Origin of the sequence: Paenibacillus sp. TAB_01 (assembly GCF_043945595.1) — a bacterium.
In the GTDB taxonomy this organism is placed as follows: Bacteria; Bacillota; Bacilli; order Paenibacillales; family NBRC-103111; genus Paenibacillus_S.
Window position 1 is genome coordinate 3,616,096 of the sequence record NZ_JBIFNP010000001.1, and the last position, 20,579, is coordinate 3,636,674.

Consider the following 20,579-nt stretch of genomic DNA (forward strand, 5'->3'; position numbering starts at 1 on the left):
TTAGATGACGAGTTTATTAAACAAGCATCCCGATCCTCGCACGCTCGGACGGACGGGATCAGGATGCTCCCCGCTCCTGCTAATTGGATTTCAAATTTTTCTGATACCATTCCTGCGCTTGTTTATCCACATTGTCCCCGCCAAGACGCTTCCATTCCTTACGGAGCTGCTCCAGGCCCCACTGCGGCGTATATTGCGCTCCGCCGGTAATGACCTTCGTTTCAATCTCCTCGGCAAGCGGAGCGAACGAAGTCTGAATTTCACTCAGCTCGGGAAAGGTCGGGTTGAACGGAAGATCGCGACGGAACTTGTTCTTCATCGCTACCTGGAGCGATTCTCCCTGCACCTTCGCATATTCCTGGGAAATCGGGTCCTGCGCCGCCATAATCACAAAGTCCTCCGGCTTCGGACTGTATTGATCGAGCACGGCATATTCCGGCGCATAGATGATCTCCTTCTTATTCTTCTCCGCATCAATCGCCTGGGGAACACCGTTCACCATTTTATAATGAACGCCCTCCTGACCGAAGCGGACGTCAAACCAGTTCTTGTCGATCATCCAGTCCAGCAGCTGAACGGCCGCCTTCGGATCCTTCATATCTTTGTTGAACACAATAAGACGGTTGGCCGGCGGCTCCTGATACAAGCCGAACTTGCCGTACTTGGTTGCGACAGGCTCCAGCGGAACGAGCTTGGCATCCGGCACATTCTGCTTTAATTCCCGGTATTCGGCCGGAATGTTCCAGCTGGATAAGTAGACGCCCGCTTTGCCTGTTACGAGCAGCTGGCGCTCCTTTTGAAAGTTTTTGTCCGTAATGTATTCCTTATCGACCAGGCCTTCGTCGAACATGGTTTTCAGCAGCGCCAGTACATCCGCGTAGCAGTCAGGTGAAATTGCCTTTGACGATCTGCCCGTTCTCCAGATACCATAAGCCGCCGTGAGCCGCATACAGCGCCTGAATGATGCCCGTATAGTTAAAATTAAAGGCGGCGCCAAGCGTATCGTTTTTCCCGTTGCCGTCCGGGTCCTTCTCTTTGAATGCCCGCATGACCGTCAGCAGTTCATCCATGGTGGTCGGCATCTTCAGTCCGAGCTTATCCAGCCAATCCTGACGAATCCACATCGCATGGTTGGCGATCGTATCGATTCCGCGGGCGCTCGTAGCTATATAGGTTTTGCCGTCGAACATCGTATAAGGCTTCAGCTCCGGATGCTCCTTCAAATACGCTTTGTACGAGGTGGAATATTTCTCGATATAGTCGTCGATCGGCTGTATCGCTCCTTGATCCTTCAAGGTCGACATATAGTCCCGGCCGAACTCCCACATCAGATCCGGCGCTTCCCCCGCAGCAATCAGCGTGTTCAGCTTCTGGGTCGATTGGGTGCGGAGAATAGGAACCCACTTGACGTTCAGACCGGACTTCTCGTTAATATATTTGGTCACCCGGTTGCTTTCATATGTTCCTTCATCGCTGGCAACCTGCCCCCGATCCAGAATCGTGATGCTGACCTCGCCTTTGGAGGCGCTTTCCTTTGAAGGCGAATCTCCCTTCCCTTCCTCCCCGGTGGAGGAGCAGGCCGCAATCATCGACGTTGTCAAGGTGACCCCAAGCAATGTGGCGATTTGTTTCCGTTTATTCATAGACATTTCCCTCCGTATGATGGAATGTAACCTCGAACCGCATGACCTCTTTGCCTTGTGCTCGCATCAGCCTTTAAGCGATCCGATCAGCACGCCTTTGACGAAATACTTTTGCAGGAACGGATACACGCACAGAATCGGTGCTACCGAAATAATAATGGCGGCAGCGCGAATCCCCTCCGGCGATACCAGTGTCTGCATCGTGGCGCCTTCTCCCCCGCTGGTCGCGTTCGCGTTCAGCAGGCTTTGACTTGTCGTGTCAATCATCTGCAGGAGCTTCACCATGAGAGACTGCTTGCCCGAGCTTGTAATATACATCAGCACATTCATATACGAATTCCACCAGCCGACCGCATAGAACAAAGTAAGCGCCGCAATGATCGGAAGCGATAAGGGCAGGATGATTTTCCAAATGATAACCAAATCGTTCGCGCCGTCGATGGCCGCAGACTCTTCCAGCTCGGAAGGCAAATTTTCAAAAAACGTTTTCATCACGAAAAAATTGTATGTGCTGACGAGCGCCGGCAGCCACAAAGCCCAGTAGGTGTTCATAATTCCCAGCGTTTTAATCAGAATATAATTGGGAATAAGCCCGCCCCCGAACAGCATGGTGAAAGTAATCAGCATCAGCAGCACGTTGCGTCCTTTCAGCCGTTTTCGGCTTAACGGATACGCCGCAATAATCGTCGTGAAGATATTCAAGGCCGTCCCTACCACGGTGATGAGCACCGTATTTTTCATGGCAACGAGCAGCTGTCCGTCCTGAATCAAATTGTCAAAGGAAGCGAAAGTCACATCCTTCGGCCACAGAAAGACCTCCCCCGAGCTGATGGCCCGCGAGCCGCTCAGGGACGTGGCCAGCACGTTGACAAAAGGAAACAGCGTCAGCACGGCAAGAAATGCCAGAAACAGATACAGCAGCCCATAGAGTAGCCTGACGGTTCCCGTTGAACCTCCGGTCATCGTTTCCCCTCCTTACCACAGCCCGTTCTCGCCCATGGCTTTGATGATTTTGTTCACACTGATGATCAGAATTAGACCGATAATCGATTGAAACAGTCCCAGCGCCGTCGTATAGCTGTACTGCGAGCCTTCCAGCCCCACATGGTACACATACGTGCTGATAACGTTCGAAACCTGGTATACCGCTTTATTCTGCAGTATAAAAATTTGCTCGAAGCCGACGTCCATCATCTGTCCTACGCGCAGAATCAGCAAAATCGCGATCGTGCTCCGAATTCCCGGCAGCGTAATGTGCCAGATGCGGCGAAGCTTGCTTGCGCCATCGATCTTGGCCGCCTCATACAGCTGCGGGTCGATGCCCGCCATGGCCGCCAAGTACAGAATGGTGCCCCAGCCGGCGCTCTGCCAGATTCCGGATAAAATGAACATGACCGGCCACCAGAAATTGCTTGCCATAAAGTAAACCGGCTCGATTCCGAACGCCTTGATCACGGTATTGACAATTCCCGTCGATGGCGATAACAACGCGATCACGATGCCCCCAAGCACAACCCACGAAATAAAATGCGGGATGTACAGCAGATTCTGGATGGTGCGTTTATACCATTCTATGCGGACCTCATTGAGCAGAATCGCCAGAACAATCGGGACGGGAAAGGCGAACACGATGCCGTAGACGTTCAGCAGCAGCGTATTCTTCAATACATTAAAGAAATCGGGACTCGTGAACAGCCGTTCGAAATGCTTGAATCCAGCCCATTTACTCCCCCAGATGCCGTCGGCAAAGCGGTAATCCTTGAAGGCGATGATCTCGCCCAGCATCGGCGCATACTTAAATATAAAGTAATAAGCCATCACCGGGACGAGCAGCAAATATAAATATTTGTCCCGCTTGATGTGTTTCCATGCGCCCTTCAGCTGCCGCTTAGGTACTGCGGTTGAAGATACGCCGGCCCGTTCCGCTGCTTCGCCGGTTGGTGTATTCATTGCTCCACCTCCTCTCCGTATACTGTGTCACAGCCCTATCGTAAGCGCTATCCGGACGTTCTGGGTAGCTTCACTTTTTATGGTGTGCACTTTTTTTACAGTTGCGGCTTTTTTTAACCCTACACCGTTTTTAAGGTTTGTGCTGTTCCCGGTACTCTCCGGGCGTCTGGCCGGTGTACTTTTTGAAAATGCGGGTAAAGCTCTGCGGATTGTTATAGCCGACGCGCTCGGCGACGGTATTGATTTTGAGACTCGGATCCTGCAGCAGCTGCTTCGATTTCTCCATCCGGATTTGAATCAGACAATCCATAAAATTCATTTCCGTCGATTCCTTGAACAGCTTGCTTAAATAAGGTACGCTCAGCTTAAATTGAGAAGCCAGCAGGTTGAGCGACAAGTCGCTGTCCATATAATGCTGCTCCAGGTAGGCGACGATTTGATTGACCGTCTCGCTGCCGTTCCTGCTCTCCCGCTTCTCCTGCGTGCGTACGATCAGCTGGCTTAGAAATGCCGAGATATAGCCCTTCATATCGTCCACGTTGGCGCATGTATCGATATCGTGATAAATATTTTCCTTCGGGTCGAGAAACTGCTTGATATCCAGTCCTTTATCCGAGATCGCCTTGATGGAATTCATAATGAGCTGGATGCACATCTGCTTCATCATGTCAGGCGGGACATTGCTCGCTACCATCTCATAGAACAGCTTCTGAAGCTGCGTCTCCAGCCTGGCCTCATCGGTTTCGCGGATCGCTCCGACCACGGCATCTCCCATCGCCCAGATCCGGTAAAATTTATCGTTAGGATGGCCCGCGATATCGTCGATGGAAATGACGGTATTATCGCCCATAATCAGCTTATATTTCAAAGCGTTCAGCGCTTCCTGGTAGGAGCGGTGAATCCCTTCGAGTTCTAGCTGCGGACTGCCTACGCCTATCGTAACGGTCTGTTTAAAATGCGCCGACACATAATCCTTCACAAGATCGGCTACCTGCAGCGCCTGCAGCTGATTCGCCTGCGGATCGTCCTCCTCGAAGCTCATAATGACCGCGACGACGCCGTCGTTCACCTCTACGGATACGCCCTTGCATACACCGGCAACCAACTCGCCGGCCACATTGCTGATCGCATACGTAAATAAATAAACGTCGCGTGGCGAAGCGATCTCCTGCCTGCGGTTCAGCTCGATCACCAGCACGACAAAGCGCGCGTCGAAAAATTCGACACCGAGCATATCGAAATATTTGCGCATCCGGCTGTAATTCGTCTTGTCGGCCATCAGCAGACTCATGATCAGACGCCATTTTAACGCAGGCAGGCTTTCGTGCATCTGCTTCTGCAGCGTTTCATTGTCCGACATCATTTGCTTGAAGAACTTTTCCAAGTAGGTCAGGTCCCCGTGGCGGCCGATTTTTTTCTCGGCGAACGAACGGAAGAACCGGTCCAGCGGACGAAACGTGTAGCTGCTGACCGCATACACCAGCACGACCGCAACGATAAACATGCCTGCTGCGATAGCGTAGAGCAAGTTGCGGATAATTTCGAGCGGACGGTTCATCTCCGGATTGGGCACGACACTGATATATTTCCATCCGTTGTATGCGCTCGACACATAAAAGGTCGTATAGCTTCCGTCCTGCGTATCCCTGATCGCGTAGCCGCTGCCGTTCAGCTCCTTCAATTCCGGAATTGCCGCAATCCTGCTCAGGGGCTGCAGCAGCAGCGACTTATTCTGGGATGAAATAATAACGCCCTGCTGATTGACGACAAAGGTCTGTCCCGGGCGCTGTTTATCAACGTCTTCGATCAGATTGGCTACCGTACGCTCGTCGACATTGACGATAATCGCCCCTTTGCGGTATTGGGGATTGCTGATCAGCGGAAATTGCCGCACGAGCGTCATTACATTTTTGTCCAGCTGAAAGCCGGAGCTGATCTCCGTAATCTTTCGGGTGCCGAGCCACTGCTGGTACCGCGGCATTTGGTTAAAAGCCTGCAGCCAGCTCATATCGTAGAAATCCGCCTCATCTGCAAAAGTGCTGTCCGTCAGCAAACTCTTATTCTGTATCGAGTACAAGTAGAAGGACGAGATGTTGTCGTTGGCGTTCATCAGCGTCTTGAATTTGCTGTTAAGACTGTTAAAATGGCTGAATCTGAGCTCATCGTTCGTATACCTCCCGTTCAAAAAGAAGGCTACCTCCGGCTCCTGGATAAAATTGATCGTATTCGTATCGATTTCGCGCAGCATCATCTCGATTTTTTGCTGGCTCAGATGAAGGAGCGCGATGTTCGTATCCCTCAGCTGCTCCTCGAGGCTCCCTTTGGAGCTGAGATAGGACAGCCAGGCGGTGGAAGAAATAATGAGCAGGAACACGATGCCGTAAATGATTTTGAATCTGGCCGTAATATTGCCTTGAAACAAATGGATCTCCCCTTTCGACAAATCGGTAAGCAAAACCATATGTAAGCGCATACAGTAAATGGAAGTATCTTACTCTCCATCCTTATGGTTCAAGCATACCACATGAAGCGGGGATTCGACGACGCTCCATAAAAAATCGTGAAGCCAGGTTCAAGCGTACGGGGGGCTCAACCGAGGTTAAGGCAGCTGTAGCAAAACAATCCGCAAAGCAGCACAAAGCCCGAACGTGTCCGTCCGGGCTTTCCTCTTGCGTATTATTAGAATGTCGTGCCTCTGCTTAGCAACGGTCATGCACCAGCTTGAGCTCAGTTGTCATGCCTTGGCTGTATAACGTAATACATCTGCTTGTGCAGCTGCCATACTTTAATTGTGCAACTGTTATGAACCCTCTTCGCTTGAGCGCAGTCGCCATGTTATCAGCTTGCGGTATTTATCCGCGCTTTCAGCGCTTCGAGTGAGCATCTGATGGATTCCTTACGCAGCAGAAGCTTCTGCTCGGTATCCGCCGCAGCAAAAAAAGCGTCGCATGCCGCCAGCTGGAGCAGCGTATTTTTTGCCGCCTCCGCGGCAAGCTTGTCGCATCTCACCAAGTAGATGCAGATGCTGTAGCACAGCTCTTCATAGTGCTGCAGTACGGATAGACGCTGCTTCGTCACCACGGGAACCCTTCCTTACATTTGGAATTGGATGATTATTGTCTGCTGCACTCCCATTATAGCGGGAATCCGTTCATCCGAAGAGTACTATCTTTATCTAGTACCCTTTGGGGGCCGCGCCCTCCGGGCGGGTGTCCTCCGGCAGCAGGCCGATCAGCTCCGTCACCTTCGCATCCGGCTTCGGATAGGCGAGAGGCAGCTCCCGCAGAGCTTCTACGATCAAGCTGAGCACCACAAAATCTCTAAACCAGCGGTGGTTGGACGGAACGATATGCCACGGCGCTTCCTTAAAGCTGCAGTGGCTGAACACATCCTCGTAAGCCTGAACGTAGTCGTCCCAATAATTCCGCTCCAAAATATCGTTCGGATCGAACTTCCACGTCTTCTCCGGATCTCTGAGCCGCTGCTGCAGCTTCGAAATTTGGAACGATTTAGAAATATGCAAAAATATTTTGAGCACCTTGGTGTGATTATCGGTCATCAGCTTTTCAAAATGCTTGATCTGCTTGAACCGGCGCTTCGCTTCCTCCTCGTCCGTCTGCCCGTGTACGCGGGTAATAAGCACTTCCTCATAGTAGGAGCGGTTAAAAGCCGCGATATATCCCTGCGCGGGCGCCTCCCGGTGCGTTCGCCATAAAAAATCGTGCGCCGCTTCCTCCGCACTCGGCTTTTTGAATGAAGACACGCGGAAGCCGTGGGGATTGACGCCTGAGAACACCTTTTTAATGGCGCCGTCCTTTCCGCTGCAATCCATCCCTTGGAAAACGACAAGCAAGGAATACTTTTTTTGCGCGAACAGCTTGTCTTGAAGCTCATTCAGTTCTTCCTTCAGCTGTTCGAACTGCTCCTGCACCTCTTCTTTTTCCTTGAAGGAGCTCGTATCGCCGGGATCATAATCGCTAAGCTTGATTCGCTTCCCTCTCGGCAGCCTGTAGGATGCATCCATCAAGAACAGCCTCCTTCCAAAACATAGAATGCTGTTTATTACCCTTTTGCCGAAGGGTTGTCCCACCCTCCATTCAGGATGGCTGATTTCATTGCAGGGAAAAAATTCACCACGCCGCAACCTTTCCGGGAACCCGTCCGTCTGTAGTAGTAATTCCGACACTTCAAGGAGATGAACCCAATGACAACCGGATTTAAAATGGTGACCGGTTCCGTTCTGCTCGCCGGGATGGTCGCTCTCAGTGCTTGCAGCCTGAGCGGCGGCGCCGATTCCGCCACGACAGGCAAGCCGACGGCACCGCCGGCCTCGCCCGTTGAGCCTGCAGCGCCGGCTTCATCGTCCAATGCTGCTGCGTCGGCTTCTTCCGGGCAGGCTTCGCAGGCCCCGGCAGCGGGCGCCTCGCCCGCCCAAACGGCCTCGCCGCCTTCCCAGAGCGCAGCTCCGGCTGCTCTGGATAAGCCGGCTCCATCCGGGCAGACGCAGACAGCGCCTTCCGCTCCTGCGGCTTCCGCTGCAGACACCGCAGGCACGGCCAAGCGGCTGCAGCAGCTGATGGAGCTGGCCAAGTCCGGCCAAGTCCCGGATATCGCCTTCGCCGCTCATACGAATCTCATGGATGATGTAGAGAAATCGTGGGGCGCAGCCGATAAGAAAGACTCGGCAGGCAGCGGCATTTATGCCGTTTACAGCAAGAAGCACGCGGTTATCGGCTTCAATAAGGGCAGCCAGATTTTCGATGTGCGGACGAATGATCCGAAGTGGCGGAACCTTGACGCTGCAGCAGATCCAGCAGACGCTTGGACAGCCGCAGGATACGAAAGTAAACGGAGAGGATACCATCTACATTTATAAAGCCAGCAATCAGTTTCAGCTGAAATTCATCATTCCGAAATCGACGGGAAAAGTTGACCACATCTCCGTTTTCTCCCCGCAGGACTCGGTAAACAACATGGCAGGCTGACCTGATCGGCAGCTTAGAAGCGATCTAACTATACTTATATGTCAAAGGAGAATGAATAATGAAAACTACAGTACGCACCGCTGCACTATCGCACGCTTTGCTAGCTTCCTCCATCGGCCCCGCCTTTGCTGCCGACACGTTCACGGATGTGCAGAACAGTCCGGTTAAAGATCAGATTGAAGCCCTCCATGCCAAGATATTGTGCAGGGCGTAACTGATGATCAATTCGCTCCTGAGCAGCCGATCAAGGCATCCGAAGGGATCACGATGATTGTCAAAGGGCTGCAGCTTAGCGCCAGCGCGCCGAAAGGAGTGGATTCCGCTGCAACGCCTTGGTATGAAGGGGCGTTCGCAAGCGCCCGCGCCAACGGCATCGATCTTCCGGCCGAAGCCGATCCTGCCGAGGCTCTGACCAAGGAGCAGTTTGTGCATTTTGTGATGCAAGCGCTGGAGAAGTCCGGCCGCTTCCCGATGATCAACCTCGTTCCTGTGCCAATTGCCGACCAGGATCAGATGACAGTGGAATATCAAGGCACGATCCAGCGGGCTCTGCATTACAAGCTCGTATCGCTTGATGAGAGGGGAGGCTTTCATCCGAAAAGCAAGCTGACCCGGGCCGAGGCCGCGATTATTCTCTACCGGGCGGTCCAGCTGTATGAGAAGCAGCTGAACCCGCAGCAGCCATCCGCTGCGACCGACACGGACGCTTCCGGTGCGCAGCGCTGGATGAACGTGCCGGAAGGCGTGACGCCGGCAGCCAACGAGTAAAAAGGAGCCGGGCTGATTCGAGGCAGCGATCGGAAAAATGTTCCGTACTCGTAGCGATGACTTTTCAGTGGCCTCGCTGCTTCATGGCTCCTTTGAAGCAAATTTTGCGCGTCTTCAGGCTGTCGTAGCTGTGGCATACCCGCATGCCGTCCCGTCGATGGCCTAGAGCGAGTGTAGCTATTCTGCCGTTCGCGAATGCAGGAGCGCGCTGCGATGCTGGACGGAGGTTAGGCTAGGCGCATAGAACGCCGAAATCTTCGAGGCGCATTTGATGTATGGCCGTCGCCCGGCCCCAATAAACAAGCAAAGCTATCCCTTATTCGCCTTGACAGGCAGGGATAGCTTTTTTTAACTTGATTGAGGATCGGCTAAGCGTTCCTTTCCTTATCCCGCAAGAAACCGGAGCAGCATGATCGAAAGCATGCCCGCTATGACGGTAAACAGCAGGCTGCGCGTGAGCACGGCTACAAGCACCGTGGGCAGTGCAGCCCACAGCTCCGGATGCTGCGTGAGGGGAACCCATTTCCCGTCGGGCACGAACAGCGCCTGGCCGATCAGCGCAGCCATTACGGATACAGGAACGTAGTTCAGCCAGCGCAGCCCCCAGGACGGCAGCTCAAGGCGGCTCAGCAGCAGCAAAGGTACCACCCGGGGCAGGAAGGTCACAAAGGCCGCTCCGAGAATAATAACGAATACGTCCCATCTTACTTCCATTTCTCAATCACCATCCCTATCGTTGAGGCGGCAATCGTCGCTGCAATAATGCCGAGGCTTCCGGAGAAAATGAACGAAGCTCCGACCACGCACACTATGGCGGCGGCAGCGGCTGTCAAATCCGGCTTCCAGGTGCGTCTGCTCATCAGCGTCAGAACCAGCAGACCGATAAACATGCCCGTTAAAGCATAATCCAGCCCGAACCGTTCGGGATTAGTAATCCATTGCCCAAGCAGCGCCCCGGCCAGATTAGCCAGCCACCAGGTGAAATAGGCGGTCAAATTCAATCCGTTCATCCATTGAAATTCGATACGGTTCTTCTCCGCTGCCTTGTTGACCGCCACACCGAAGGTTTCATCGGACAACAAAGCCCCTGCCCATAGCCCCTGAAGCGGCTTCAAATGCCGAAAATAAGGCGATAGGGAAGCGCTGAGCAGCAAATAACGGAGGTTTACGAATAAAGTCGTTATCATAATAGCAGCCGCCGAGCCTCCTGAAGCCATCATCCCCACGGCAATGAATTGGGCCGAGCCTGCGTAAAGAATCAGGCACATCAGCGTAATCTCGGCGAGACTGAGCCCCGCTGTTTTCTGTACTACCCCCGCCGCAATGCCTATGCTGATATAACCGAGCAGCGTCGGGACGCAGTCTTTCACCCCTTGAATAAAGCTGTCCCCATCCTTGCGGGAGACGGCTTGCTCGCCAGGCATATTCGTTAAATCCATCATCACGCCTCCTTGTTCCACATAAACTGACCTATTATAGAAGTTATTCCTATAACGACTATCAAAATCACCAATAAAATACGGTTCAACGAATTGAACCGCGAGCCTTTTTAATAACTCATATAGGGTAACCTGCCGAAAGGCATGCCAAACATCCTTTAGTTTAGCAGTTGTCTCCGTTCGGAAGCCGCTTGCCTGTGACCACCTGGATCAAATCAGGCCTCTCTCTCCAGTACGCTTCCACTTTCTCGGCTCCGAAGGCTTTCGCCACCTCCGCAAACATGATGTCATGCCTTATGTACTCGACGGCGACCAGAACCAGCGCAGGATCCTGGGTTTTGACGGCCCATGCCGGCGTGTTTCCGGAAAAGTTAGCGATCAGCACTTCTTTATTGTCGCGGGCGACGATCGTCAGACGGCCGTGCATGCGTTCCTCCGCAACCTCAGGAGACATGTAATCATGATGGAAGGTGACGCCCATTTGCAGCTGCTTGCTGCCGAACAGAATGGAAAATACCGACACCCCATCCTCCACCCGCCTATTAACCGCGCTTTGGATGAAAGGAACCTGCGGCTCCCAAATTGAGATCCACAGCTCGGATTCCGCCTGCTCGACCATCTCCGCCATTTCGGCGGCAACATGCTCATCGCTGCTGATCCGGCGAATCACATGGACCTTCCTGCTCGCCCTCCAGGGCGGAAAGCTGCTGCTCCAGAAAGTCGAACGATTGCTCGAAGTGGCTGCGCAGCCTGCCGATCAATTCCTTGGCCGCTACCGGCGCATACGTAACGGGCTCGGATGGAACGGTATGTACGGCCGCTTTATCCAGCAGCTTGCCCAGCACTTCGTAGATCATCGAGCGCGGGACGCCGGAGCGCTTGCTGATTTCGTAACCGGTAATCGGAGAATGCTTCAACAGCGTCACGTAGGCCTTGCATTCGTACAGGGAGAAGCCTAATTTCTGCAGCTCCTTAAAAATATCGTCCATCCGCAGAGCCCCTTATTAGTAGTTAGTGTTATACTTACTATAAAAACAGACCGCTGGATTGTCAATCTAAAAATGTGCCGGCTCGTGGAATCATCAGCCTTTCTTCCTTGCTGCGAAAGTAATGGAGCGGCAGCGGAACCGTGTAGGCTGTTCATATTTCTCTTCCTCTATCGTAAGAAGCTGCGTCTCGTAACGAAGCACCTCCCAATCGGCATACAGCTGCTCCAGCAGCGTAAATGCCTCAGCTGTCGGCAGGTTCAGCTCAATCAACGGCTTCACGGGCCGGCCGCTGCCGGATTCAAATTCCTGCACCTGCGTGTTGATCGACAGGCAGTGAATGCCGCCGGGCCGCGCCCCCAGCTTCATCCGCTCAACAACCGCCATCATGGCCTCGACCGACGCCATATGCTCCAGACAACCGCAGGCGACAATATAGTCGTAACCGGCCTCCGGTATCGGATAATGCTCCACATCGGCTCGGCAGGCTTCAACTACGCTTGCTACTCCGTACTTACCGGCATTCTCGCGCAGCTTCTGTACCGCCACCTCCAGCAAATCCACGCCGGTCAGCTTGCCTCCGCCCGGTTTAAGACGCAGCGCGATCGGGATGGCGTGACGCCCGGCCCCGCAGCCCAGATCAAGTACGTCCGCCTTCGCGCGATCATGTATCATTTGCTCCAGCAGCTCCATCACAACCGGCTCAGGCTTGGACATCCATGTTCCCGGCTCCAGAATATCATGCTCGTTATACAGTTTATGATGATAGTTTTTCTCGGCCTTGCGGGCTTGAACAAACTCGGCTTCTCCCATAGTTCCATCGCTCCTCGTTTGAAGTTTGCTTACGCTTCCTAGGATGTTCATACCCGAAAACGCAGTGTGACTAACGCGCAGACGCAAGTCTGTCCCCGCTTCGTCCCTCTCTGCCCAAATACAGCAAAAAACCGGCTGCAACAGCCGGTTCTTCGATTGTTATAACAATTACTTCGTGACGCCGGTATAAATATGAATCGCGTCCCGCAGAAACTCGGCGGTACCTAACCGAGCCTGATCGTAATAGGCGCGAAAGCGTTCATCGTCCACATACATTTGGGCAAGTCCCGCATGCGCTTCCTTACTGTATTCGCTCCAGTAGAGGGTGAGCCACCGCTTGTGCAGCTCCGCCGCCTTCTGGGCCGGCTCGCCCGCCGGATCTCCGGTCTCATAAGCCTCCGCCAGCGCGGCGGTTATTTCTTCGGCAAGCCTCGTCGCTTCGGCATACTCCTCCTCGGTCATTCCTTTCAGCTTCTTATTTGAGCGATCGACCGTCTCATTGCCGTATTTCTCCCTGATCTCTTGACCGTACTTTTTTTCGTTCTCAACATTAACTGCTGCTTAAAGCCTTCAAATTTCTCTTGATCCGTCATGGTTTGTCTCCCTTCCCGAGAAGCAATCGTCTTGTCCACATTCGCTATTAATAAATCCAGCTGCTTCCTTTTGCCAATCAGCTGCTCACGGTGCTCCATCAGCGCCTGCAGTCCGTTAAACTGCGGAGCGCTGACGATCTCATGAATAGCCTCCAAGCTCATCCCGAGCTCCCGGTAAAAAAGAATTTGCTGCAGCCGGTCCACCTCTGCCTCGCCATAGATCCGGTAGCCGGACGAGTTGACTCTTGCCGGCTTAAGAATGCCGATTTCATCGTAATACCGGAGCGTTCTGGTGCTGATGCCCGCTAGGCGGCCCAGCTTTTGTACGGTATATTCCATGGAATCACCTCCTGACAAAATCACTGTACACCTTTACGCTGCGTCAATGTCAATGGCTTTATCCGTATAAATGAATAGTGCTGACCCTATGTTTGTGTGGGGGAGGAAATGGGTATGGGGTTCCAGCCGTTATTGAAGTCGTGTTCCATTGGATGAGATAAAAGCAGTGGGAACACGACTTCAAAGACGGCTCGTAAACTTTCCACCCCATACCCATTTCCTCTTTGGATTTACGTTGTGTCGGGAGTTCATATAATACCTTACATTACTTAAGTTTAATTTACGTTGCTTTACCATATCTTACCTTTACTTTTACCTTTACTTTTTATCCTCGCCGTTGCCTGAGCAGATTTCCATAAGGGTCATTCCTATGTATGCTCTTGCAGCTTTTTTTGAAATAGCAGCAGCCGCAGCTTTGCTCTGATGCAATCGCGTTCCTTACTGCCGAGCGCCTGCCGGCAAAATAAAAAGCAAGCATGCGGCGAAGCATGCTTGCTAATTATCGGCAATCAGCCAAGCCAGGCGGCTGCCAGCCGTTTCATTTCTTCCATCGGGAAATTCGCTCCAGGGCAGGTCGTATCGGAAGAAAGCTCCTTATGACCGACAATGTCCGGCTCCTTCAGATTGTATTTCTTCATAAAATAAGCGGTTAACCAAGCGCCCGCCTGGAGCTGCTTGTCGGGCATCTGCTGGACATCGTAATCCCCTTGGAAGCCGATACCGATCGACCGGTGGTTCCAGCCGCGGACATGGGCGCCCACATGCTCTCCCCGGGCTTTGTAGATGCTTCCGTCGAAACCGATCCAATAATTATACCCGATTCCCTTCCAGCCCTTCTTCTTATGAAAACGGTGGACGTCATATAGACCCCAATCGGCCCGGGACATATGATGATACACGATGATATTCACTCCAGGCAGCGGCTGCAAGGGAGAGCTGAAGCAAAGCATCCCTTTCTTGATCCTGTACCGTCGTCTCATGCAAGCCCACTTCCTTTCCGCATTCCATTCTGTAGACAAATACCGACAATATTCGATTATATCTATAGCATATGAGCGGCAAAAGCGCAGCGGCACGGTGAATGACGATATCCTGTCCACTCTATAACCGAAAACGGATTAATCGAAGTGCACATCCTTACGGATGCCGTCCACCTCTCTCGCTTTCCATTCCCCGGGATTGACGCCCTCCAGCTCCTTGAATACTCTGCTGAAATGATGGATCGTTTTGAAGCCCGCCCGCTCGGAGATCTGCTTCAAGCTCAATGCCGAGTAGGCTATCCATTCCTTCGCCTTCTCAATCCGGATTTGTCTCACATACTCCGAAAAGGTGCAGCCATAGCTCTGTTTAAAGAGCTGACTCAAGTAGCTTTTGCTGTAGCACAGCTGCTCCGCAGCGGACGACAAGGTCAGCTCCTCTCCGTAATGCTCCCGGATATACCGCTCCAGCCGCTGCGCCGCTTCCGCCGGCATCTCATCCCCGTCCCCTTCCGGGGCTTGAAGACCTGTTGCGGGCAGCTTGCTCCCGTCCCCTTTTCGCGCCAGCCTATAGAGTATCTGCAGCAGCGACAGGCTCGCCAGCTCGCCGTAATACCGCTCCTTATGAGTGCCTTCGGCGCGAATGTGCTCAAGCCTATATTTCATCTCCATCGAGGCGTCTGTCTGGTAAGCATGAATGGAACGTGCAAGCTCCGTCAGCGCCGGTTCGCTTAATTGAAATTTCAGATCAAGCGTCCGGCATTTCGTTTTTCCCGGAGACACGAATCCGTGGCTTACTCCCGGACCGATGAAGAACAGCGTGCCGGGAGCAATCGGATACACATTTTCATCCAGATGAAAGCTGCCTTTGCCGTCAATAAAATAAATAATTTGATAAAAATCATGCGCATGCAGATTCAGCCTGCCGCCATGATCGTAGTCGTATCTGGACGTCCAGCGTATGTCCACTCCGTATTTTTCCATGGTGTGCCTCCGTTCTTCCGGTTATCCGGTCTATAGACAAAAACAGCGGTCCTTCAGATAAACAACTCTCCGTCCCTTCCAGCTACAATGAACAACGAATATATCTCTATTGTACCAGACCAAAGGAGTGAACCGTTTTGATCATCAGCGACCGTTTTCCACGCTATACCGACTATGCCCCCTCCGTTCCGGTGTGGTGCTTGACCCCCCACGGCCAAGGCGCCTTCCACCGTTTCTTCGATACGTCGCCTGTCAGCCCCTCCGGCAGATACGTTGCCCTGCTTCGGATGCCGCAGGAGGAACGGCTGCCCCTCCCCGGCGAATCTGCCGAGGTCGTTCTGGTGGATCTTCACACCGCGGAAGAGCGGGTCGTGGCCGTAACTTACGGCTGGGAGACGCAGCTTGGGGCCAATATCAATTGGGGCCCGGACGACACGGCCCTTTACTTTAACGATGTGGATACGGCAACCTGGGAGCCGTTCTGCGTGAAGCTGAACCCATTGACCGGGGAGCAGCGTCGGCTTGAAGGCTCGATCTACCGGATCTCGCCGGACGGCAAAACCTTGATCTCCGCCTGCATGAAGCGGATGCGCCGCACCCAATACGGCTATGGCGTTGTGGTGCCTGACGAGCATGTGCCGCGCAATTTCGGCTTCCGCGAGGACGACGGCCTGTACGTTACCGATACGGAAACCGGAAAGCGGCGTCTTCTCGTATCGATCAAGGACGTCTTCGACCGCGCACAGCCGGCCATTGACAAGTCTCTGTATGAGCGCGGGGAATGCTACGGCTTCCACTGCAAATTCAACCCGCAGGGAGACCGTCTTATCTTCACCATGCGGTGGTTTGACACAAATGAGGCCGAGCCGTGGAACAAGCTGAACGAATATCCGCTGAAGTTCTGGGTGCTGACGATGAAGCCCGACGGCAGCGATATTCGTGTGGCCGTCGGCCCCGAGCAATGGGACAAAGGCGGACACCATATTAACTGGTACCCGGACGGACAAAGGCTTTCGATGAACCTCTGCCTGGACGGCAACAAAAAAATGTATCTCGTACGGGCTAATCCGGACGGCACCGGACTAAGCAAGATTCTCGACAACATCCCCGGTTCCGGCCATCCGACCGTCCACCCTAACGGACGCTATATTTTGACCGATGCGTACGAGAAGGAAAAAGTCGCCTACGGAGACGGAACCGTTCCGCTGCGCTGGGTCGATCTGGCTGCGGAAAGCGAGACGACGCTTATCCGTGTGCAGGTAGGCAATCCGGGGACGGCCGTATCCCCTGCGCTGCGGGTCGACCCTCATCCGGCCTGGGCTCCCGACGACAGGCATATCGTCTTTAACGGCTTCGTCGACGGAACGCGCCGCGTCTTCATCGCGGACCTCGGCTCCGTGCTCGGCCAGCCGTCCTAATCGGCGCCGCCCTGAAACGCCTGCGTGAGACCCCCTTCCCCCTCAAGGAAGGGGGTCTTTCGATCGTAAACGGCAGTGGGCGCAATCATGCTGCGAACGCGCCGGCGCTGACGCTGGCGCTCTCCTTTGTCCCCGGCTATTGCCTGTTGCCCGCTAAAGCGGGGGCAGATCAATAGGTTGGGGGACAACCGCGACTGAGCGCAGAGGCAGCGCACACGCTGCCAAGGCTTGCGGCTTCGGCTTCCATTAAGGAAGCCGTCTCTGTATGGCAAAGAACCCTCCGTCCGCAAGCTGCTTGCGCCGGAGGGCCCTCGATTATTACTTCTTCACCGCTTGGTAAGCCCGGTTCATTTCATCGATGACCTTCATGTAAGTCGCGTCCGCTTTGAGCTTGGCGACATAGCTGTCCCACGCTTCAATCGGCTCCTGCCCCATGATGACCTTCGTTTTCAGATCGTTCATTTTCTTCGTGTAATCCGGGCCGGCCTTCAGCCAGGTTTCGGAAATCAAGCCTACGCTCGGATCGTCTACGCTTGCGGTTTCCCGCTCGTCCACGATCTTCTTGTTGCGCTCGAACAGCTCCTTCGGCATCCCGGTCCGGTATGCCCACAGATATTTATCGAAGCGCTCGAAAATTTTACCGAACGAGCTTTGGGACACGCTGTCCTTGAACGCCTGCTCCGTAGCGATTTTAAATCCGTCCTTGTCCGTCGTGTAATGAATGTCCGGCAGGCCGTAGCAAGCGAGCAGGAAGCCTTCCTCGGAAGCGCCGTAATCCATCAGCGACAGGATCTTCTTCATCTTCGCTTCAGGCACCGATTTCGGAATCAGATATACGCCGCTGAAGCCTGGCGTCGAAGGCGCATATTTGCCTGCGGGAGAACTTAAATAGCTAAGCGGCAGGAAGTTCGCTTCCGGATTCGTCTTGATCAGCTCCGCTTGTACCCGCCAGATCGCCTCGATTGTGTTCGGATAAATCCCCGCATTGCCGGTTTTGGCCAAGTCTTCAGACTGCGTTTCTTTCATAATTGCATAATCCGCAGGCATGAAGCCTTCCTTGTAAATTTTGTTCAGCCACAGCAGCGCTTCCCGCGTCCCCGGCTCGAAAGTCGTATCGATCAGCTTGCCGTCCTGCGCCTTCCATTTGCCGTTGCTGTGGTTCAGCACGCCTTCCACCCAGCCAAGATCGTTCCTCGGCACGAGCGGAATCGTATCCTTCTTGCCGTTGCCGTCCGGATCTTGTTCGGCGAACGCTTTCATCACATTGTACATATCGTCCAGCGTTTCCGGCACCTTGAGATTCAACTTATCCAGCCAATCCTTACGGATAATCGGCAGCCCCGGCCCCCCATGCAGAGGACGGACGGATGGAATAATATAACTTTTGCCGTCAATCTTCGTCTTCTCCCATACCGATTTCGGATATTCCATCAGGTGAGGATAATCCTTCAGGAACGGCGTCAGGTCCCAGAAAGCGCCCTGCTGAATCATCTGGCGCATCAGCGAGCTGTTGAAATCCAGCACCTTCACCAGATCCGGCATTTCGCCCGAAGCGAGAACCAGGTTGATTTTGTCATTATAGCTGTTCGGTGAAGTCCACATGATGTTCAGCTTCGTGTTCGTCCGCTTCTCGAATTCCTTCAGGACCGGATTGTCCGTTCCCGGCGCTTCAGGCGTGTTGAACTCGGTAATGATGCTGATGGACTCCGGCGCTTCGTTCGTCTTGCCCGCCCCATCCTTGGCGGCGGATGGCTCGCTGCCGCAAGCGGACAGCATAGTTGTGGCGAGGATCGCCGAGGCGGTGGCGGCCGCCGCTTTTTTCATATTCATCTTCTTCATGGCAGAACGTTCTCCCCTTTTCTTATGTTCCAGGTTATCGGCCCTCCGGCCGTTACTCTTTAATGGAGCCCAGCATGACGCCCTTGGCAAAATGCTTCTGAAGCATCGGATAAATAATCAGAATCGGCAGGGTGGCCACGACGACGGCGGCCATCTTTAAGGTCTGCGCGGGCAGCTGCTGCTCATTCATAATTTCCGCAGCTCCCGAGCCCTGCGACGAGGTCGACGAATCGATCAAAATATTTTGCAGCAAAATTTGCAGCGGCCATTTGGACGAGACGTTGATGTACAGCACGGCGCTGAAATAGGTGTTCCAATAGCCTACGGCGTAAAACAATCCGAACGCGGCAAGCGCAGGCAGCGATAACGGCAGTATAATGCGGAAGAAAATACCGAAATCGTTATACCCGTCCATCATCGCCGCTTCCTCCAGGCTCGCCGGAATGCTGTCGAAGAAGCTTTTCATCAAGAACACGTACCATCCGCTGCTCAACACGGGAATAATCAGCGACCAAATGCTGTTGATCATCCCCAGATCCCGGACGAGTATGTAATGCGGAATAATGCCCGGGCTGAACAAAATCGTGATCAGGATCATCATCATCAGCTGCTTGCGGATCTTCAACCGTTTGCGGGACAGCCCGTAAGCCAGCGACGCCGTCACCATCAGACTGAGCAGCGTCCCGACAATCGCCAGAAAGGCGCTGATTCCCGTTGCGTTCAAGTAAGTGGAGGTCGACAAAATATACTGATAGGACAGAATCGACCATTTCTCGGGAAACAGAACGAACCCCTGCTTGCGGATGTATTCCGCCGGATCGGTGAAGGACACGATAAACACGTAATACAGCGGGAACAAGGTGACCACACCGATCAGCGCGAGGATCGCATTGTTCGCAGTCCCGAATAGCCTGCTCTCTTTCATCTAGTACAGTCCCTCCTCGCCATAACGCTTCGCCAGCTTGTTCGCGGCAATGACCAGCAGCAGCCCGATCACCGATTTGAACAGACCGACGGCGGTGCTGTAGCTGAACTGGCCCTGCTGAATCCCGTTGCGGTACACATAAGTCTCGAACACGTCCGCCACCTCGGATACGGCGCTGTTCATCATCAGAAACACCTGCTCGAAGCCGACGTCCATAATTTGCCCCAGCCGGAGTATCAGCAGCGTAATAATAATGTGCCGGATACCCGGAATCGTGACGTTCCAAATTTGTCTCAGGCGGCCCGCTCCGTCCATCTTGGCCGCTTCATACAGCTGAGGGTCCACTCCGGCCATGGCTGCCAAATAAATGATGGTGCCCCAGCCCGTTTCCTTCCATATGCTCTGCGCGGTCAGCATCCACCAGAACAGGCGGGAATTGGTCAGAAAGTCCACCTGCGCATAGCCGAGCATAGGCAGCATCTTGTTGATAATCCCTCCGCTCTGCGAGAACAGCAGGAACGTAATTCCCGCGATCACGACCCAGGAAAGAAAATGCGGTAAATAGACGATTGACTGGACGATCCGTTTGAACATGGCGGAGCGCACTTCATTCAACAGCAGTGCGACCACAATCGGCATCGGAAAATAAAAGACGATATTCATCAGGCTAATAATCATCGTATTGCGGAAAAGCAGTATAAAATCCGGATTGGAGAACAGCTCCGTGAAATGACGGAAGCCGACCCATGGGCTTTTCCATACCCCCAGATACGGAGAGTAATCCTGAAACGAAATGATAATGCCCCACATGGGAACATATTTGAACAAAATAAAATACAATACGCCCGGTAAGATCAGCAGGTAAAGAAACAAATCCTTTCGAATACCGGATAAAGCCCTCATGCGCTTGCCTCCTTGAC

20 protein-coding genes and 2 pseudogenes are annotated in these 20,579 nt (G+C 53.4%); 5 read left to right on the plus strand and 17 right to left on the minus strand.

Annotated elements, in window-relative coordinates:
- Nucleotides 1-79 precede the first annotated feature (79 nt).
- The 7 genes from ACHHV8_RS17430 to ACHHV8_RS17460 all read right to left on the minus strand — a co-directional run bounded on the left by ACHHV8_RS17430 (nt 80) and on the right by ACHHV8_RS17460 (nt 7,617).
- Nucleotides 80-850 (minus strand): type 2 periplasmic-binding domain-containing protein, encoded by a 771-nt coding sequence (locus ACHHV8_RS17430; RefSeq protein ID WP_395160043.1) that lies wholly within the window; start codon nt 848-850, stop codon nt 80-82.
- Between the two features lie 34 nt (nt 851-884).
- The gene (locus ACHHV8_RS17435) at nt 885-1,643 is read right to left on the minus strand and encodes an extracellular solute-binding protein (protein ID WP_395160045.1); all 759 of its coding nucleotides are present in this window, start codon (nt 1,641-1,643) and stop codon (nt 885-887) included.
- 66 nt (nt 1,644-1,709) lie between these two features.
- On the minus strand, nt 1,710-2,606 hold the full coding sequence (locus ACHHV8_RS17440; protein WP_395160047.1) for a carbohydrate ABC transporter permease: 897 nt from the start codon (nt 2,604-2,606) through the stop codon (nt 1,710-1,712).
- A 12-nt stretch (nt 2,607-2,618) separates the two neighbouring features.
- Entirely contained in the window at nt 2,619-3,593 is a 975-nt protein-coding gene (locus ACHHV8_RS17445) for an ABC transporter permease (protein WP_395160049.1), read from the minus strand.
- Nucleotides 3,594-3,723: 130 nt separating this feature from the next.
- Nucleotides 3,724-6,015: a helix-turn-helix domain-containing protein gene (locus ACHHV8_RS17450; RefSeq protein WP_395160051.1), complete on the minus strand. Its 2,292-nt coding sequence runs from the start codon at nt 6,013-6,015 to the stop codon at nt 3,724-3,726.
- Nucleotides 6,016-6,431: 416 nt separating this feature from the next.
- On the minus strand, nt 6,432-6,674 hold the full coding sequence (locus ACHHV8_RS17455; RefSeq protein ID WP_395160053.1) for a hypothetical protein: 243 nt from the start codon (nt 6,672-6,674) through the stop codon (nt 6,432-6,434).
- 94 nt (nt 6,675-6,768) lie between these two features.
- A complete protein-coding gene (locus ACHHV8_RS17460; protein WP_395160055.1) occupies nt 6,769-7,617 on the minus strand; it encodes a PPK2 family polyphosphate kinase in 849 nt (282 codons plus the stop codon).
- A gap of 180 nt (nt 7,618-7,797) precedes the next feature.
- Here ACHHV8_RS17460 and ACHHV8_RS17465 point away from each other — a divergent pair, with 180 nt between their 5' ends.
- Genes ACHHV8_RS17465 through ACHHV8_RS17480 form a run of 4 tightly spaced genes read left to right on the plus strand, consistent with a single transcriptional unit; the run spans nt 7,798 to nt 9,346 of the window.
- Entirely contained in the window at nt 7,798-8,469 is a 672-nt protein-coding gene (locus ACHHV8_RS17465; RefSeq protein WP_395160057.1) for a YjgB family protein, read from the plus strand.
- Nucleotides 8,366-8,578, plus strand: a complete 213-nt coding sequence (locus ACHHV8_RS17470) for a DUF4309 domain-containing protein (protein WP_395160059.1) — start codon at nt 8,366-8,368, stop codon at nt 8,576-8,578. The genes ACHHV8_RS17465 and ACHHV8_RS17470 overlap by 104 nt, the downstream gene beginning before the upstream one ends.
- Nucleotides 8,579-8,636: 58 nt before the next feature.
- On the plus strand, nt 8,637-8,792 hold the full coding sequence (locus tag ACHHV8_RS17475) for a hypothetical protein (RefSeq protein WP_395160061.1): 156 nt from the start codon (nt 8,637-8,639) through the stop codon (nt 8,790-8,792).
- Complete coding sequence (locus ACHHV8_RS17480) at nt 8,780-9,346, plus strand: S-layer homology domain-containing protein (protein ID WP_395160063.1); 567 nt, start codon at nt 8,780-8,782, stop codon at nt 9,344-9,346. Before ACHHV8_RS17475 ends, ACHHV8_RS17480 begins: the two co-directional genes overlap by 13 nt.
- 384 nt (nt 9,347-9,730) lie before the next feature.
- Here the strand turns inward: ACHHV8_RS17480 and ACHHV8_RS17485 are convergent, their stop codons facing one another.
- The 7 genes and pseudogenes from ACHHV8_RS17485 to ACHHV8_RS17515 all read right to left on the minus strand — a co-directional run bounded on the left by ACHHV8_RS17485 (nt 9,731) and on the right by ACHHV8_RS17515 (nt 15,477).
- On the minus strand, nt 9,731-10,060 hold the full coding sequence (locus tag ACHHV8_RS17485; RefSeq protein WP_395160065.1) for an AzlD domain-containing protein: 330 nt from the start codon (nt 10,058-10,060) through the stop codon (nt 9,731-9,733).
- Nucleotides 10,051-10,785 (minus strand): AzlC family ABC transporter permease, encoded by a 735-nt coding sequence (locus ACHHV8_RS17490; RefSeq protein WP_395160067.1) that lies wholly within the window; start codon nt 10,783-10,785, stop codon nt 10,051-10,053. Before ACHHV8_RS17490 ends, ACHHV8_RS17485 begins: the two co-directional genes overlap by 10 nt.
- 163 nt (nt 10,786-10,948) lie before the next feature.
- Nucleotides 10,949-11,774, minus strand: a pseudogene (locus tag ACHHV8_RS17495) (TrmB family transcriptional regulator).
- Between the two features lie 93 nt (nt 11,775-11,867).
- Nucleotides 11,868-12,584, minus strand: a complete 717-nt coding sequence (locus ACHHV8_RS17500; protein ID WP_395160069.1) for a class I SAM-dependent methyltransferase — start codon at nt 12,582-12,584, stop codon at nt 11,868-11,870.
- 168 nt (nt 12,585-12,752) lie between these two features.
- A pseudogene (locus ACHHV8_RS17505) lies at nt 12,753-13,516 on the minus strand (MerR family transcriptional regulator).
- 509 nt (nt 13,517-14,025) lie between these two features.
- Entirely contained in the window at nt 14,026-14,496 is a 471-nt protein-coding gene (locus ACHHV8_RS17510; RefSeq protein WP_395160071.1) for a peptidoglycan recognition protein family protein, read from the minus strand.
- Nucleotides 14,497-14,634: 138 nt separating this feature from the next.
- Complete coding sequence (locus tag ACHHV8_RS17515) at nt 14,635-15,477, minus strand: helix-turn-helix transcriptional regulator (RefSeq protein WP_395160073.1); 843 nt, start codon at nt 15,475-15,477, stop codon at nt 14,635-14,637.
- A 137-nt stretch (nt 15,478-15,614) separates the two neighbouring features.
- On the opposite strand from ACHHV8_RS17515, the gene ACHHV8_RS17520 reads away from it, so the two are divergent.
- A complete protein-coding gene (locus ACHHV8_RS17520) occupies nt 15,615-16,895 on the plus strand; it encodes a TolB-like translocation protein (protein ID WP_395160075.1) in 1,281 nt (426 codons plus the stop codon).
- Between the two features lie 318 nt (nt 16,896-17,213).
- Here the strand turns inward: ACHHV8_RS17520 and ACHHV8_RS17525 are convergent, their stop codons facing one another.
- The 3 genes from ACHHV8_RS17525 to ACHHV8_RS17535 are packed head-to-tail and all read right to left on the minus strand — an operon-like array spanning nt 17,214 to nt 20,562.
- Entirely contained in the window at nt 17,214-18,734 is a 1,521-nt protein-coding gene (locus ACHHV8_RS17525) for an extracellular solute-binding protein (RefSeq protein WP_395160077.1), read from the minus strand.
- A gap of 52 nt (nt 18,735-18,786) precedes the next feature.
- Nucleotides 18,787-19,659, minus strand: coding sequence for a carbohydrate ABC transporter permease (locus ACHHV8_RS17530; RefSeq protein ID WP_395160079.1), 873 nt, complete (start codon nt 19,657-19,659; stop codon nt 18,787-18,789).
- Entirely contained in the window at nt 19,660-20,562 is a 903-nt protein-coding gene (locus tag ACHHV8_RS17535) for an ABC transporter permease (RefSeq protein ID WP_395160081.1), read from the minus strand.
- Between the last annotated feature and the right edge of the window lie 17 nt (nt 20,563-20,579).

Excerpts from the sequence above, each read along its gene's own strand:
- ACHHV8_RS17465 (WP_395160057.1), top strand. The coding sequence starts at position 7,798 with ATGACAACCGGATTTAAAATGGTGACCGGTTCCGTTCTGCTCGCCGGG.
- ACHHV8_RS17460 (WP_395160055.1), bottom strand. The coding sequence starts at position 7,617 with ATGGATGCATCCTACAGGCTGCCGAGAGGGAAGCGAATCAAGCTTAGC.
- ACHHV8_RS17475 (WP_395160061.1), top strand. The coding sequence starts at position 8,637 with ATGAAAACTACAGTACGCACCGCTGCACTATCGCACGCTTTGCTAGCT.
- ACHHV8_RS17435 (WP_395160045.1), bottom strand. The coding sequence starts at position 1,643 with ATGAATAAACGGAAACAAATCGCCACATTGCTTGGGGTCACCTTGACA.
- ACHHV8_RS17530 (WP_395160079.1), bottom strand. The coding sequence starts at position 19,659 with ATGAAAGAGAGCAGGCTATTCGGGACTGCGAACAATGCGATCCTCGCG.
- ACHHV8_RS17525 (WP_395160077.1), bottom strand. The coding sequence starts at position 18,734 with ATGAAGAAGATGAATATGAAAAAAGCGGCGGCCGCCACCGCCTCGGCG.
- ACHHV8_RS17485 (WP_395160065.1), bottom strand. The coding sequence starts at position 10,060 with ATGGAAGTAAGATGGGACGTATTCGTTATTATTCTCGGAGCGGCCTTT.
- ACHHV8_RS17445 (WP_395160049.1), bottom strand. The coding sequence starts at position 3,593 with ATGAATACACCAACCGGCGAAGCAGCGGAACGGGCCGGCGTATCTTCA.
- ACHHV8_RS17515 (WP_395160073.1), bottom strand. The coding sequence starts at position 15,477 with ATGGAAAAATACGGAGTGGACATACGCTGGACGTCCAGATACGACTAC.
- ACHHV8_RS17535 (WP_395160081.1), bottom strand. The coding sequence starts at position 20,562 with ATGAGGGCTTTATCCGGTATTCGAAAGGATTTGTTTCTTTACCTGCTG.
- ACHHV8_RS17430 (WP_395160043.1), bottom strand. The coding sequence starts at position 850 with ATGTTCGACGAAGGCCTGGTCGATAAGGAATACATTACGGACAAAAAC.
- ACHHV8_RS17440 (WP_395160047.1), bottom strand. The coding sequence starts at position 2,606 with ATGACCGGAGGTTCAACGGGAACCGTCAGGCTACTCTATGGGCTGCTG.
- ACHHV8_RS17500 (WP_395160069.1), bottom strand. The coding sequence starts at position 12,584 with ATGGGAGAAGCCGAGTTTGTTCAAGCCCGCAAGGCCGAGAAAAACTAT.
- ACHHV8_RS17470 (WP_395160059.1), top strand. The coding sequence starts at position 8,366 with ATGATCCGAAGTGGCGGAACCTTGACGCTGCAGCAGATCCAGCAGACG.
- ACHHV8_RS17490 (WP_395160067.1), bottom strand. The coding sequence starts at position 10,785 with ATGGATTTAACGAATATGCCTGGCGAGCAAGCCGTCTCCCGCAAGGAT.
- ACHHV8_RS17510 (WP_395160071.1), bottom strand. The coding sequence starts at position 14,496 with ATGAGACGACGGTACAGGATCAAGAAAGGGATGCTTTGCTTCAGCTCT.